Annotated in this window: 14 protein-coding genes; 9 read left to right on the forward strand and 5 right to left on the reverse strand. The window is 68.9% G+C overall.

What is annotated here, in order from left to right; translation table 11 throughout:
* Positions 1-150: 150 nt before the first annotated feature.
* The 5 genes from IEV93_RS17655 to cysC all read left to right on the forward strand — a co-directional run bounded on the left by IEV93_RS17655 (position 151) and on the right by cysC (position 6,441).
* Positions 151-1,332 carry an LLM class flavin-dependent oxidoreductase gene (locus IEV93_RS17655; protein ID WP_188491249.1) on the forward strand — a complete coding sequence of 394 codons (1,182 nt, stop codon included), beginning with the start codon at positions 151-153 and terminating at the stop codon, positions 1,330-1,332.
* Positions 1,329-2,690 carry an NtaA/DmoA family FMN-dependent monooxygenase gene (locus IEV93_RS17660; RefSeq protein WP_188491251.1) on the forward strand — a complete coding sequence of 454 codons (1,362 nt, stop codon included), beginning with the start codon at positions 1,329-1,331 and terminating at the stop codon, positions 2,688-2,690. The genes IEV93_RS17655 and IEV93_RS17660 overlap by 4 nt, the downstream gene beginning before the upstream one ends.
* A gap of 111 nt (positions 2,691-2,801) precedes the next feature.
* Positions 2,802-3,605, forward strand: coding sequence for a trehalose 2-sulfotransferase (gene stf0, locus IEV93_RS17665; RefSeq protein ID WP_188491253.1), 804 nt, complete (start codon positions 2,802-2,804; stop codon positions 3,603-3,605).
* Entirely contained in the window at positions 3,602-4,531 is a 930-nt protein-coding gene (cysD, locus tag IEV93_RS17670; RefSeq protein ID WP_188491255.1) for a sulfate adenylyltransferase subunit CysD, read from the forward strand. The genes stf0 and cysD overlap by 4 nt, the downstream gene beginning before the upstream one ends.
* Entirely contained in the window at positions 4,531-6,441 is a 1,911-nt protein-coding gene (cysC, locus tag IEV93_RS17675; RefSeq protein WP_188491257.1) for an adenylyl-sulfate kinase, read from the forward strand. Before cysD ends, cysC begins: the two co-directional genes overlap by 1 nt.
* A gap of 6 nt (positions 6,442-6,447) precedes the next feature.
* Here the strand turns inward: cysC and IEV93_RS17680 are convergent, their stop codons facing one another.
* Entirely contained in the window at positions 6,448-7,236 is a 789-nt protein-coding gene (locus tag IEV93_RS17680) for a crotonase/enoyl-CoA hydratase family protein (RefSeq protein WP_188491259.1), read from the reverse strand.
* A gap of 76 nt (positions 7,237-7,312) precedes the next feature.
* Here IEV93_RS17680 and IEV93_RS17685 point away from each other — a divergent pair, with 76 nt between their 5' ends.
* The gene (locus IEV93_RS17685) at positions 7,313-9,055 is read left to right on the forward strand and encodes a nitroreductase family deazaflavin-dependent oxidoreductase (protein ID WP_188491261.1); all 1,743 of its coding nucleotides are present in this window, start codon (positions 7,313-7,315) and stop codon (positions 9,053-9,055) included.
* Between the two features lie 7 nt (positions 9,056-9,062).
* Here the strand turns inward: IEV93_RS17685 and IEV93_RS17690 are convergent, their stop codons facing one another.
* The 4 genes from IEV93_RS17690 to IEV93_RS17705 form a co-directional block, all read right to left on the reverse strand.
* On the reverse strand, positions 9,063-9,848 hold the full coding sequence (locus IEV93_RS17690) for an HpcH/HpaI aldolase family protein (RefSeq protein WP_188491263.1): 786 nt from the start codon (positions 9,846-9,848) through the stop codon (positions 9,063-9,065).
* A gap of 156 nt (positions 9,849-10,004) precedes the next feature.
* Positions 10,005-10,748 carry an alpha/beta fold hydrolase gene (locus IEV93_RS17695; protein WP_188491265.1) on the reverse strand — a complete coding sequence of 248 codons (744 nt, stop codon included), beginning with the start codon at positions 10,746-10,748 and terminating at the stop codon, positions 10,005-10,007.
* A 77-nt stretch (positions 10,749-10,825) separates the two neighbouring features.
* The gene (locus IEV93_RS17700) at positions 10,826-11,038 is read right to left on the reverse strand and encodes a dodecin (RefSeq protein WP_188491267.1); all 213 of its coding nucleotides are present in this window, start codon (positions 11,036-11,038) and stop codon (positions 10,826-10,828) included.
* A gap of 162 nt (positions 11,039-11,200) precedes the next feature.
* Complete coding sequence (locus IEV93_RS17705) at positions 11,201-12,040, reverse strand: sulfurtransferase (protein ID WP_188491269.1); 840 nt, start codon at positions 12,038-12,040, stop codon at positions 11,201-11,203.
* Between the two features lie 128 nt (positions 12,041-12,168).
* Here IEV93_RS17705 and IEV93_RS17710 point away from each other — a divergent pair, with 128 nt between their 5' ends.
* The 3 genes from IEV93_RS17710 (at position 12,169) to IEV93_RS17715 (ending at position 13,361) form a co-directional block, all read left to right on the forward strand.
* Complete coding sequence (locus IEV93_RS17710; RefSeq protein ID WP_188491271.1) at positions 12,169-12,936, forward strand: DUF1684 domain-containing protein; 768 nt, start codon at positions 12,169-12,171, stop codon at positions 12,934-12,936.
* A 9-nt stretch (positions 12,937-12,945) separates the two neighbouring features.
* Positions 12,946-13,077 carry a hypothetical protein gene (locus IEV93_RS22620; protein WP_268237508.1) on the forward strand — a complete coding sequence of 44 codons (132 nt, stop codon included), beginning with the start codon at positions 12,946-12,948 and terminating at the stop codon, positions 13,075-13,077.
* Between the two features lie 95 nt (positions 13,078-13,172).
* Positions 13,173-13,361: a ferredoxin gene (locus IEV93_RS17715; protein WP_188491273.1), complete on the forward strand. Its 189-nt coding sequence runs from the start codon at positions 13,173-13,175 to the stop codon at positions 13,359-13,361.
* Positions 13,362-13,397: the final 36 nt, after the last annotated feature.

The following is a 13,397-nucleotide window of genomic DNA, read 5'->3' on the forward strand; positions in this document are numbered from 1 at the left end:
AGTCAGCTACGTCAGGCTCTGACAGTCCAGGGTTGAACTCACCGTGATTCTCACGCCCGGTGACGGAATCGACCCGGGCGCCGGGTCGTTGGCCCGTGGAGTCCATTACTGCCCGGTCGGCTTTCACGACCGGACGAGGAGGTCATAGAAGTGCCCGAACCCATCCGTGTCGCCATCGCGCTCGAGGGTGCCGGCGCGCACCCCGCCGCCTGGCGCGAGGAGAGTGCCCGCCCCGACGAACTGCTCACCCCGCAGTATTGGACCGAGCAGATCCGCCATGCCGAATCGGCCGGTGCCGACCTGGTGACCATCTCCGACTCGTTCAGTGTGCACCGGACGCTGCCGGACTGCCGGCGCACCGACCTGCTCGTCGGCCACCTCGACGCGACGCTCATCGCGGCACGGGTGGCGCCGGTGACGCAGTCCATCGGACTCATCCCGACCGCGACGGTGACCCACTCCGAACCGTTTCATCTGAGCAAGGCGATCGCGACCGTCGACCACGTGTCCCACGGTCGTGCCGGGATTCTGTTGCGGCCATCCGGTCGCACCGACGAGGCCGCACTCTTCGGACGTCGCGATGCGAGCGGGTTGTCGCCCGAGGACCACCGGGTGGAGGTCGCCGATTACGCCGAGGTGCTGCGTCGACTGTGGGACAGCTGGGAGGACGACGCCGAGATCCGTGACGTCGCGACCGGTCGGTTCATCGACCGCGACAAGCTGCACTACATCGATTTCGAGGGCCGGTACTTCTCGGTGCGAGGACCATCCATCACGCCACGTCCCCCGCAGGGCCAACCGGTGGTGGCGGTGTCGGTCGAGAACGCCGACGATCATCGGCTCGCGGGTGAGTCGGCCGACGTGGTGTTCGTCGCAGGCCGGACCGCCGACGACGTCCGCACCACGGTCGACGGTGTCGAGGCGGCTCGATCGGCGGCCGGTCGGGACGGACGAGAACACGTCTTCGTCGATCTGACCGTCTATCTCGGCGCGACCACCGAGGCCGCGACGGTTCGCAAGAATCGACTCGACAACCGTGCACCGGTCGATGTCACTGCGATCGGCAACCGTGACGACGCCGCGGTGTTCGTTGGCACCGCAACAGATCTCGCCGATCGGGTCACTGAACTGGTCGGCCCGGACACCGGGGCCACCGGCGTCCGGCTGCGGCCGGGCACCATCCCGGACGATCTCCACGCGGTGACCACCGATCTCATCCCGGAACTCGCTCGTCGAGGTCTCGCCGACCCCGCTCGCACCGCGTCGACGCTGCGCGGACGGCTCGGCCTCGACTCCCCCGTCAACCGCTATGCAACCGGAGGTGTTCGATGACCGTCGATTCCACCCGCAAACAGGTCCACCTCGCCGCGCACTTCCCCGGCGTCAACAACACGACGGTGTGGAGTGACCCCGCGGCAGGCAGCCACATCGACTTCTCGTCGTTCCAACAGTTCGCGCAGACCGCCGAACGCGCGAAGTTCGACTTCCTGTTCCTCGCCGAGGGACTGCGACTCCGTGAGCAGAACGGGCAGATCTACGACCTCGACGTGGTGGGACGACCCGACACGTTCGCCATCCTCGCCGCGATCGCCGCCGTGACCGATCACCTCGGACTGGCGGGGACCATCAACTCCACGTTCAACGAGCCCGTGGAGGTGGCCCGACAGTTCGCGTCGCTCGACCACCTCTCGGGCGGCCGCGCCGCGTGGAACGTCGTGACGTCGTGGGATGAGTTCACCGGCGAGAACTTCCGCCGCGGCGGCTACCTGGCCAAGGACGACCGCTACCTACGCGCCAAGGAGTTCCTCCAGGTCGCGGGCGAGCTCTGGGACTCGTGGCGCGACGACGACATCGTCGCCGACAAGGACACCGGTCAGTTCCTCACGCGGCCCGACGCGGGCGAATTCGCCCACAGCGGCATCCAATTCGACATCGCCGGCCAGTTCTCGACCCCACGGGGGCCACAGGGACGCCCGGTGATCTTCCAGGCCGGCGACTCCGAGGAGGGTCGGGAGTTCGCGGCGGCGCAGGCCGACGCGATCTTCTCCCGGCACTCCACGCTCACCGCCGGCCAGGAGTTCTACGCCGACGTCAAGGGCCGCCTCGCCGCCCACGGCCGACACCGCGACGACCTGCTCATCCTGCCCGCGGCGACCTTCGTCATCGGCGACACCGATGCCGACGCAGCCGAACTGGCGCACGAGGTCCGACTGGCGCAGGTCAGCGGTCAGACCGCGATCAAGTTCCTCGAGCAGATGTGGAACCGCGATCTCTCCGACCACGACCCGGACGGACCGCTGCCGAGCATCGACCCGATCCCGGGCGAGAACACCGTCGCCAAAGGGCGTGCGAGCGTCCGGATCCATCGTGATCCTCGCGACGTGGCGGCCGAGTGGCGCGCTCTCGCGGAGGCCAAGGGGCTCTCGAGCCGAGAGCTGATCATCGAGGTCACCGGCCGGCAGTCGTTCGTCGGCTCACCACAGACGGTCGCCACCACGATCAACGAGTTCGTGCAGTCCGACGCGTCGGACGGGTTCATCCTGGTACCGCACATCACGCCGGGTGGTCTCGATCGTCTCGCCGACGAGGTCGTCCCGCTACTGCAGGAGGCGGGGGTGTACCGCGACGAGTACGAGGGCACCACGCTGCGTGACAATCTCGGGCTGAGCCGCGTCGCCCAGCTGCACTGAGTAGGCGACGCCGCCGTCATATCATCGGCATGGTTGTTGACGAGGTTTACAACCACGGTGAGCGAAAAGCGCTGTCACCCATGGTGACTGCCTACTGGTTAATATCTACCGGTGACAACGACCCGACGCGCCTACCTGGTGCTCGCGACACAACGCAGCGGCAGCACCCTGCTCGTGGAGTCCCTACGCGCAACGGGCATCGCCGGTGAGCCGCAGGAGTTCTTCCAATACCTGCCGCACAGCGGTCTGGCCCCGCAGCCGAGGGAGTGGTTCGCCGATGTGACCGACGAATCCATCCTTTCCCTGCTCGACCCACTCGATCCGGGTACGCCCCGGTCCGAGACAGGTGACGAGTGGGCCGAGCGCATCCGGCGCGAGGGATCCACCGCGAACGGCGTGTGGGGCGGCAAGCTGATGTGGAACCAGACACCGCTGCTGCTGGCCAACGCGTCCGGGCTGCGCAACCGGTCTGGCGACGACCTGCGCAGCGCCATCGACGACCTCCTGGGCCCCGACGTCGTCTTCGTGCACGTCTACCGCACCGATATCGCCGCGCAGGCCGTCTCGATGTGGCGGGCGGTGCAGACGCGGGTGTGGCGCGGCGCCGCGCCCGCCGAGATCGACGAGCGCGCGCAGTATCACGCGGGTGGCATCGCCCATCTGCACGCGATCCTGTCCGAGCAGGAGCGCAGCTGGCGCGCCTGGTTCGACACCGCCGGCGTCGAGCCCATCGAGATCGACTATCGGCACCTCGCCGAGGACACCACAGGTGAGGTCGGGCGCGTTCTGAGTGCTCTGGGACTCGACCCCGCGCTGGCCCCGCCACCGGCGCTGACCCGACAGGGCAACGCACGCTCGGTCGACTGGATCGAGCGATACCGCCGCGACGCGGCACGAGAAGGAGTGACGGTATGACGATCGACAGCGTGGTGGGCGACACCACCCACGTCGACGAACTCCGGGTGTTGGAGGCCGAATCGGTCCACATCATCCGCGAGGTCGTCGCCGAACTGGAGCGGCCGGTCCTGCTGTTCTCCGCAGGCAAGGACTCCATCGTCCTGCTCCGTCTGGCCGAGAAAGCCTTTCGGCCCTCCCCACTCCCCTTCCCCGTGCTCCACGTGGACACCGGCCACAACTTCCCGGAAGTCATCGAGTTCCGGGATCGTCGCCTCGCCGACGCCGGTCACACCCTCCTCGTGGCGTCGGTACAGGAGTCCATCGACTCCGGACGGGCACAGGAGATCGGTGGCCCCAACGCATCCCGCAACCGACTGCAGACGCGGACGCTGCTCGACGCCCTCGAGGCCGGTCGGTACGACGCCGCGTTCGGCGGCGCCCGGCGTGACGAGGAACGCGCCCGCGCCAAAGAACGCGTCCTGAGTTTTCGCGACGAGTTCGGCCAGTGGGACCCACGCGCTCAGCGCCCCGAGCCGTGGTCGCTGTACAACGGCCGCATCCGACGGGGCGAGCAGGTCCGGGTGTTCCCGCTGAGCAACTGGACCGAACTCGACATCTGGCGCTACATCGAACAGGAGGGTCTCGAACTCCCGCCGATCTACTTCGCGCACGAGCGCGAGGTGTTCGAACGCGACGGGATCCTGCTCGCCACATCGGAGTTCACCAGCCCCGCCGACTCCGAGAGCGCGGCCACCGAGTGGGTGCGGTACCGGACCGTGGGCGATCTGACGATCACCGGCGCCGTGCGATCCCACGCCACCGACATCGCCGGGGTGATCGGGGAGATCTCCGCCGCGACGGTGTCCGAACGAGGCGAGACGCGTGCCGATGACCGGACCTCGGTGGCCGCGATGGAAGACCGCAAGCGCGAGGGATACTTCTGATGAGCACTTCGGCCACGGGCACCGCGACCGCCACCACGACCCCGACGCGACAGCTTCTGCGACTCGCCACCGCCGGCTCGGTGGACGACGGCAAGTCGACGCTGATCGGGCGGCTGATGTACGACACCGACAGCCTGCCGCTCGACCACCTCGAGGCGGTGATCAAGGACGGCGTCCCCGACCTCGCGGCGCTGTCCGACGGTCTGCGCGCAGAGCAGGAGCAGGGCATCACCATCGATGTCGCCTACCGGTTCTTCTCCACCGAGCACCGCAACTACATCCTCGCCGACACCCCCGGACACGAGCGCTACACCCGCAACATGTTCACCGGCGCCTCCACCGCGCACGTCGCGATCCTGCTGGTCGACGCGAGCGCCGGCGTTCTTCGGCAGACCCGTCGGCACGCCCGCATCGCGACCCTGCTCAACGTCAAACACCTCGTCGCCGCGGTCAACAAGATCGATCTGATCGACTTCGACGAGGCTCGGTTCCTCGAACTCGAGGTCGAGCTGCGCGCGCTGGCGGACCGCCTCGGTGCCGACGAACTGACGGTGATCCCGTTGGCGGCCAAAGCCGGTGACAACGTGGTCCACCGATCGTCGAACACCCCCTGGTACAGCGGTCCCACCCTGCTCGAGCACCTCGAGTCGATCGAGCTGGTTGCCCCGAACCCGGTGGCGACCGAGTTGCGGTTGCCGGTGCAGTGGGTGTCGCGGCCGGTGGCCGGCGAACGTCGCCGTTACACCGGGCGTGTCTCGGCGGGTGCGTTGCGCGTCGGCGATCAGGTGATCGCCCTGCCGTCGGGTTCACGCAGCACAGTGACCGCACTCGACACACTCGACGACGTGCGCGACGTCGCGGTGGCCCCACTGTCGGTGGCGGTCTCGCTGGCCGACGACATCGACGTGGGCCGTGGCGACGTGATCGTCAGCGGCGCCGACGACGCTCACGCGCCGGTCCTGGCCCGCGAACTCGAGGCCACCGTCTGCTGGTTCGGCGACACCCCGCTGCGTGCAGGCGACCGTCTCGCCCTCAAGCACACCGCGACCACCGTGCGCGCGACGGTGCAGGCACTGTCGTCACGGTTGGATCCGGAGACGCTCGACGAGCAGGACGCACCGGTCGAGTTGTCGCTTAACGACATCGGTGTGGTGACCCTGCGCACGAGCTCGGTGGTCGTCGCCGACCCGTACGCCGGGAACCGGGACGCAGGGGCGTTCATCCTCATCGACGAGGCGTCCAACGACACCGTCGGCGCCGGAACGATCACCACCGCACGCGAGGTCAAGCCGGGCGCCCAGACACGCAACGACGTGAAATGGCATCCGTCGGCGCTGAACCGGGCGCATCGTTGGTCCAAGATCGGGCAGTCCGGTGCCACCGTCTGGCTCACCGGGCTCCCGGCATCGGGCAAGTCCACGGTCGCGGTCGCCCTGGAGCGAGCCTTGGTCGAATCAGGCCGTACCGCATATCTTCTCGACGGCGACAACGTGCGCCACGGGTTGTCCGACGACCTGGGCTTCACCCCGGGCGATCGGGCGGAGAACATCCGTCGCGTCGGCCATCTCACCCGTCTGCTCGCCGACGCCGGGGTGGTCGCGATCGCCTCGTTGGTGTCGCCGCTGGAATCCGATCGAGAGATCGCACGGGCGCTGAACGACGCCGCAGGGTTGCCGTTCATCGAGGTCGCGGTGACCACGCCGTTGGCTGAGTGTGAACGACGCGACCCCAAGGGTCTCTACGCCCGCGCCCGCGCCGGCGAACTGAAGGGGCTCACCGGGATCGACGCCCCCTACGAGACGCCCCGCAACCCGGATCTGTCCATCGACACGACCGACGCCGACATCGACGATCTGGTCCGTCAGGTGCTCGCGGTGCTCGACGCGCACGGGTCCGAGGCCGGTCGCTGAGTCCGCTCAGCGTCCGGTGAACTCGGCGTCGCGACGTTCGACGAACGACTGCACCCCCTCGGCGCCGTCGGCGGTGGCGAACAGACGGGCGACGTCGGGCTGCAGCTGCGCGATCGCCGCGTCGTCGCCCTCCCGCCGTGCGCGATGGGCGCCGGCCAACACCGCGCCGACGCCGAGCGGCGCAGCCTTGTCGGCGATGGTGTGGGCGATCTCGCGGGCCCGGTCGATCGGGGTGTCGGCGAGTTCCTGGACCAGACCGATCCGATGGGCTTCGGTGCCGTCGAACTCGTCTCCGGTGAGCATCCACCGCATCGCGTTGCCCCAGCCGGTCTCGCGCGGGAACCGCAGGGTGGCGCCGCCGAACGGGTAGATCCCGCGCCGGACCTCGAGCTGACTGAAGCGTGCGTCCGGTGTCACCACGCGAATGTCCGCGGCGAGCAGGAGTTCGATCCCCAGGGTGAGCACCCGCCCCTGGGCCGCGGCGACGAGGGGCGTCATCCAGTCGCCGTCCAGACGCCACGGGTCCCGTCCGTCCGACGGGTAGGTGGCCGTACCGGAGGCGATCGCGGGTCCGACGTCGACGAGGTCGAGGCCCGCGGTGAAGTGGTCGCCGTGTGCGAACAGCACGCCGCAGCGCAGATCGGGGTCGGACTCGAGGAGAGCGTAGGCGCGGGAGAGGTCGGCAAGCATCGCCAGGTCGAACGCGTTGCGCTTCTCCGGCCGGTTCAGTCCGATCAGCAAGACGTGCCCGTCGCGTTCGGTCGTGATCGTGTCGCCGGAGGTGGTCTCGGTCATGGCGGTCCTGTCGTCGCGGTATTAGTTATGGCATCATGCATACAACCACAGCATCCACCACGACGGACGGCCGACGATGCCCGCAGAAACGACCACCGACAGCCTCGCGACCGCCGCGGCCACGCTCAACGACCCACTGACGCTGCGATGCGGACAGGTCCTGCCCAATCGGGTGATGAAGGCTGCGCTCAGTGAAGGGTTGGCCACGCCGGAACACGGCCCGGACACCCGACTCGAGCGGCTGTACTCCCAGTGGGGCGCGGGCGGCTACGGGCTGGTGATCACCGGCAACGTGATGGTGGATCGGCTGCACCTGGGCGAGCCCGGCAACATCGTCATCGAGGATGACCGTCACCTCGACGGTCTCACCCGGTGGGCCAAGACCACCCAGGACGGCGGGTCACCGATCTGGATGCAGCTCAATCACCCCGGCCGACAGGCGAACCCGTTGGCGACGCGGTCCCGACCGGTCGCCCCCTCGGCGATCGCGGTGAACATCCCGGGGATCCCCGCGCCGCGAGCGCTCACCGATTCCGAGATCCTCGACATCATCGACCGGTTCGCCGAAGCCGCATCGGTCGCCGAGGCGGCCGGCTTCAACGGGGTGCAGATCCACGGCGCCCACGGTTACCTGGTCTCGCAGTTCCTCTCGCCGCTGGCCAACCGCCGCACCGACCGGTGGGGCGGGAGCCCGGACGCGCGCATGCATTTCGTCCTCGAGGTGGTCCGCGCCATCCGCGGGACGGTGTCCCCCGGGTTCGCGGTGGGGATCAAGCTCAACTCCGCCGATTTCCAGAAGGGTGGGTTCGACGAGGTCGAATCACGCTCGGTCATCGAACATCTGGTCGGCGAGAAGATCGACCTCATCGAGATCAGCGGCGGTAGCTACGAGTCACCGGCCATGATGGGGCGCAGCGACTCGGCCGCCTCGGAGAGCACCCGTCGCCGCGAAGCGTATTTCCTCTCCTACGCCCAGACCGTCCGCGGTGCCGCGGCCGATGTCCCCCTCGCGGTGACCGGCGGTTTCCGCACCGCCACGGCGATGAGCGCGGCCGTGGGCTCGGGTGACTGCGACGTCGTCGGCCTGGGCCGACCGGCCGCGATCTCCCCGACGGCGGCGCGGTCGGTGATCGATGGTCATTCCGAGCGTCTCGACGCACCCGCGATCTCGCTGGGGTTGCCGCCGAAGCTCGCGGCGACCGGCGCGGTGCGGTCGTTGGACGGGGCGTTGGATCTGCAGTGGCACACCGATCAACTCCACCTGATCGGGTCCGGCGGGACGCCCGACCCGGATCGGTCCGCCTGGCGGACCGCGGCGACGATTGTGCGGCGCAACGGATTCGACGCGTTCCGTAGCCGCCGCGGTGGTGCATCGACGGTCCTCGACGAGGCGGCGCTCGCGCGGAAGTTCCGGCGAGAGCGGGCCGTCGGACGCTATGTCGCGAACCCGGCGATGCGCGGGCTGACCGCAGCGGGGATCCGGACGTCGCTCATGACCGACATCGAGACGACCGGCCGCAAGACCGGACTGCAGCGGCAGGTGCCCGTGTCGGCGGCGTTCGACGAGACCGGCGCCTGGATCATCTCGCAGCACGGCACGCGGTCCGGTTGGGGCGCCAACATCGCCGACAACCCGTCGGTGCGGGTCCGTCAGGGCACGCGGTGGCGTACGGCCACCGCGGCGTTCGTCCCCGATGACGATGTCATCGACCGCGCGCGGAGCTTCTCCGACAACCCCCTAATCGGACGGCTGATCGGCTCGACCTTCCGGGCGCTGCAGACCACCCCGGTCTCGGTGCGCATCACCTTCACCGACTGAGGAGCCCTCAGCGCAGTTGGTCGACCGACTGCCTGGCCTGCGCGGCGTGGAGATGAGTGGCGGCGCTGATCTCGAGGTGGGTGAGGTCGTTGGCGATGCACGCGAAGGTGTAGCCCCGGCTCATGCGGTGCGCGGCGGTGAGACCGTCGGGGGCGTGGATGCCGGCCGCAACGCCTGCGGCACGGGCGGCGTCGGCCACCGACCGCAGTGCATGCTCGTACTCGTCGTCGACCGACGGGTCGTAGGGGAACGCCCCGCCCAACGCGATGGACAGATCCGACGGTCCGACGTACACGCCGTCGAGACCGTCGACCGCACAAATGGATTCGATGTTCCGCACCGCCTCCAATGTCTCGATCATCGCGATGACGAGGGTGGAGTCGTTGGCATCGGCCGGACGTGGCCCGATGCGGAGCGCGGAACGGGCGGGTCCGTAGGACCGAACCCCCTGGGGCGCATAGCGGGTGGCGGCGACGGCGTGGGTGGCCTGCTCCGGGGTGTTGATCATCGGGACGATGACGCCGACGGCCCCCGCGTCGAGGGCGCGTTCGATCAGTCGCTCGGAGTTCTCACCCACGCGCACCATGCCGACGGCGGAGCGGCCCGCGTCGATCGCGAGGATGCCGTTGAGGATTCCCGAATAGCCCATCATCCCGTGCTGCTCGTCGAGGCAGACGAAGTCGTAGCCGAGTCGTGCGATCCGTTCGGTCGCGGGCGGCGCGTCGAGCGTCACCCAGTAGCCGATGGAGTCCTCGCGATTGCGAATGCGTCGAGCGAATGTGATGGCGTCCACGGTTGAGACCTCTCTGTTGCCTGGGTCTCACTGTGGCGCCATCAGGGTGCCGCCGTCAACGCGTCGTGACTGAACATAATGAACTCAACGACGACGAGCGCGACGGCGGCACGCTAGGTTTGGGTTGGGCGCGGTGCGCTCACGATCAGCGTTGTCTCACAACGAATGCCAGAACGACATCAGCGCAGTGGCGCCGCGTTCCGGATCTTCCACCATCCACCAGTGCCCGAGTCCGTCGAGCACCTCGGTCCGGGCACCGGCACGGGCCGCTGCGCGCCGCCGGATCTCGTCGGTACCGACGTAGGGGTCGTCGGTGGCGAGCAGACACAGTCCGGGACGAGCGGCCGCGCGCTCGAGATGTCGGCCCGCCTCGGCCAGACCGGGGTGCCGGGCCGACCGGTAGAGCAACAGCAGAGCCCGCCCCATCTCCGGCCCCTGACCGACCGCGACCTTCGCCGCGACGGGCGGCGTCATGCCCAACGCGATCATGTTCTCGGTGCGGTCGGTGACCGTGCCGCCCATCATCGCGTCGACGAGACTTTCGCCGTCTCCGGGCGTCTGCCACACGCGGGCGACGTCGTGCCAGACGTACTCCGGGTCGAAGACTCCGATGATGTCGGTGGCCCAGCTGCGCACGAGTTCGGGCCGACGCATCATCAGGTTCACTACGTGGTTGCCGCCCCAGTCGTGTCCGACGAGATCGACCGGACCGTCGATGATCGCCAGTTCTGCTTCTAGCCAATCCCGGTGGTCTTCGAAGCCGCCCGGCCAACCATCGGGCAGGGGCGCGCCGAACCCCGGCGGCGACAGACGGATCACGTCATCGCGGTCGAGCGCCTCCACCAGCGGATCCCAGACCGCGTCGGTCTCCGGGTTGCCGTGCACGAGAACGACGGTCATCACCGCATCGTGGCACAGACGGATCGCCGGCGGGCGTCACTCCGACGATCCCCCTGTGCACCGGAGAACCGCAGAGGTCAGGAGTCCTCGAGCTTGAACCCGACCTTCAGCGTCACCTGGAAATGGGCGACCTGACCGTTCTCGATGTGTCCCCGCGTCTCGACGACCTCGAACCACTCGAGGTTGCGGACCGTGCTGCTCGCCCGAGTGACGGCACCCTTGATGGCGTCATCGATGCTCGTCGTCGACGATCCGACGATCTCGGTGATGCGGTAAACGCTGTCGCTCATGATGATTCTCCCTGTGTGGCGGGTCGTTACGGTGGCACGAGGTCTCGCGCCGCGCCGGGTTCTGGACGTCGGCAACCGGTCGTACCTGGCGCCCTTTCACCCTAGGTCGGCCCGACGAACAGCCGCAGCATTCTGGTCGGGCTGATCCGATCGCCGCGTGGATCAGCCCGGCTGGTCGCCGGTGGCGGCCGGACGAGTGGAATCGGCCGACCACTGCGACCACGACCCTGGATACAGCGTCGCGTCGATGCCGGCGATGGCGAGCGCGGCGATCTGATGGGCAGCCGTCACCCCGGACCCGCAGTACACGGTGGTCGGGGTGCCCGGCTCGACCCCCAGCGCGGAGAAACGCGCACGCAACTCATCCGGTGATCGAAACCGGCCGTCGCCGTTCAGGTTGTCCGCCGTGGGTGCGCTGAGGGCGCCCGGGATGTGGCCGGCCCGAGGATCGACCGGTTCGCTCTCACCGCGGTAGCGTTCGCCGGCGCGGGCATCGAGCAGGATCCCATCGGCGGTCGCGACCCCGTCCACGTCGACGGTCGGAGCGTGACCGCCCGTGAGTTCCACGGTGCCGTGTGACGACGCCGTCTCCTCACCGGACAGAAGGTCGAGGTCCGCGTCCCGCCACGAGCGCAGCCCACCGTCGAGCAGCATCACGTCGGTCAGCCCCGCCCACCGCAGCAGCCACCAGGCACGTGCCGCCGCCTGATTGCCGTTGTCGTCGTAGGCGACGACGGTGGAGTCGGGGTCGATGCCCCAGCGACGCGCCGCGTCCTGCAGCGCAGCGATGTCCGGCAGCGGGTGCCGGCCGTCGCGCGGCCCGGCCGGTGAGGCGAGGTCGGTGTTCAGGTCGACGTAGATCGCGCCGGGGATGTGGCCGTTGCGATAGTGCTCATGGCCGCGATCGTCGCCGAGTTGCCACCGCACGTCGAGCAGAACCGGCGGGTCGACACCCTCGAGTCGGGCACGGAGTTCGTCGGCGGTGATCGTCACTTCGGTCATCGCGGTGATCCTGCCAGTGCGCCGACGAACCGGCCAGCGGTCACATCGCCCGGCGTCCGCGCGGAAGTTTCCGGCGGCGTTCGACGTTGAACGGCGCTGAGCAGTTTCACGCCCACGAGAGGACGACCGTGACGATCACCCGGGACACCGACACCTTCACCACCGACTGGCAGCGTTGGCACGCCCAACGGGTCGGTGCGGCGAAGGCGGCCTACGGCCTGGCCGCGGTGACCGGAACGCACTGGATCGGTGCGGAGCCCTCCGACTACCCCGGCGTCCCGGGACGGTGGTCGGTGCGCGACGGACGCGTCGTCGGGACCGATGTGGTCGGCGCGCCCCTCGACCTCGAGGTCGGCACGGCGTGGCGTCTGGGCGATACGGACCTCGAGGTGCGGGTGCTCTCGCGGGGCGACGACGTGGCCATCCGTGTCGTCGACCCTGCGGCAGAGACGCGGTCGGAGCTCCTCGACATCGACGCGTTCGAGCCCGATCCGGCCTGGGTGGTTCAGGGTCGGTTCACCGCGGCCGAATCCGACGCGACCATCACCGTCGACCACGCCGATGGCGCGGTCCTCGACGACCCGCTCGCCGGCCACATCGCGGTCGTCCTCGACGGGGAGACGCACTCGCTCGCTGCGTTCCCGGTGGCGGGCGGCGGTCTGCAGGTCTCGTTCAGCGATGCGACCAGCGGTTCGGAGACAGCCCGGTTCCGGTTCGTCACCACCGCCGCGCCCGACGACGAGGGCGGGGTGTCGATCGACTTCAACCGCTCCTACCTACCGCCGAGCACATTCACCGCCTATTATCTGTGCCCGATGCCGCCTGAGCAGAACCGACTGTCGGTCGACATCCGGGCCGGTGAGAAGCTGCCTCGGACCACCGCCGACCACGCGTAGCATCACGCGATGACCGACAAGCGTTCCGAGCACCCGGCCGATCCCGACGACGTCGAGAAGAACCCGCCCGGCCCGGCCGACCACGGGGGCCACGGTGGCATGGCCACTCGTGAGAACAGCGCCTCCGACGACGAGGACTGAGTCGGGACCCGACTTACGACCTGGCACGTTTTAACCCTGTTGCCTGCGCCTGATCTCGGATGGAATCGAGCTCCATCCACGAGAGGGCCGAGGGCTTGGACGTCACAATCGTTTCCGGCGCGTGCATCGGTAGCGGGCAGTGCACGCTGCTGGCGCCGCGCGTGTTCACGCGTCGCGACGACGGGACCGCGGACGTGACCATGGCGAGCCCCCCGAAGAGGCAGGAACGGCGGGCGGCCAAGGCTGCCGAGCACTGCCCGGAACGCGCGATCACCATCATCTGACCGACACGGTGCACACCTGGATCCACCGTGATCGGA

Source organism: Williamsia phyllosphaerae, from assembly GCF_014635305.1.
GTDB lineage: Bacteria > Actinomycetota > Actinomycetes > Mycobacteriales > Mycobacteriaceae > Williamsia_A > Williamsia_A phyllosphaerae.

Coding starts and splice junctions, on each gene's coding strand:
- IEV93_RS17660 (WP_188491251.1), top strand. CDS start 1,329: ATGACCGTCGATTCCACCCGCAAACAGGTCCACCTCGCCGCGCACTTC.
- cysD (WP_188491255.1), top strand. CDS start 3,602: ATGACGATCGACAGCGTGGTGGGCGACACCACCCACGTCGACGAACTC.
- cysC (WP_188491257.1), top strand. CDS start 4,531: ATGAGCACTTCGGCCACGGGCACCGCGACCGCCACCACGACCCCGACG.
- IEV93_RS17680 (WP_188491259.1), bottom strand. CDS start 7,236: ATGACCGAGACCACCTCCGGCGACACGATCACGACCGAACGCGACGGG.
- IEV93_RS17685 (WP_188491261.1), top strand. CDS start 7,313: ATGCCCGCAGAAACGACCACCGACAGCCTCGCGACCGCCGCGGCCACG.
- IEV93_RS17695 (WP_188491265.1), bottom strand. CDS start 10,748: ATGACCGTCGTTCTCGTGCACGGCAACCCGGAGACCGACGCGGTCTGG.
- IEV93_RS17700 (WP_188491267.1), bottom strand. CDS start 11,038: ATGAGCGACAGCGTTTACCGCATCACCGAGATCGTCGGATCGTCGACG.
- IEV93_RS17705 (WP_188491269.1), bottom strand. CDS start 12,040: ATGACCGAAGTGACGATCACCGCCGACGAACTCCGTGCCCGACTCGAG.
- IEV93_RS22620 (WP_268237508.1), top strand. CDS start 12,946: ATGACCGACAAGCGTTCCGAGCACCCGGCCGATCCCGACGACGTCGAG.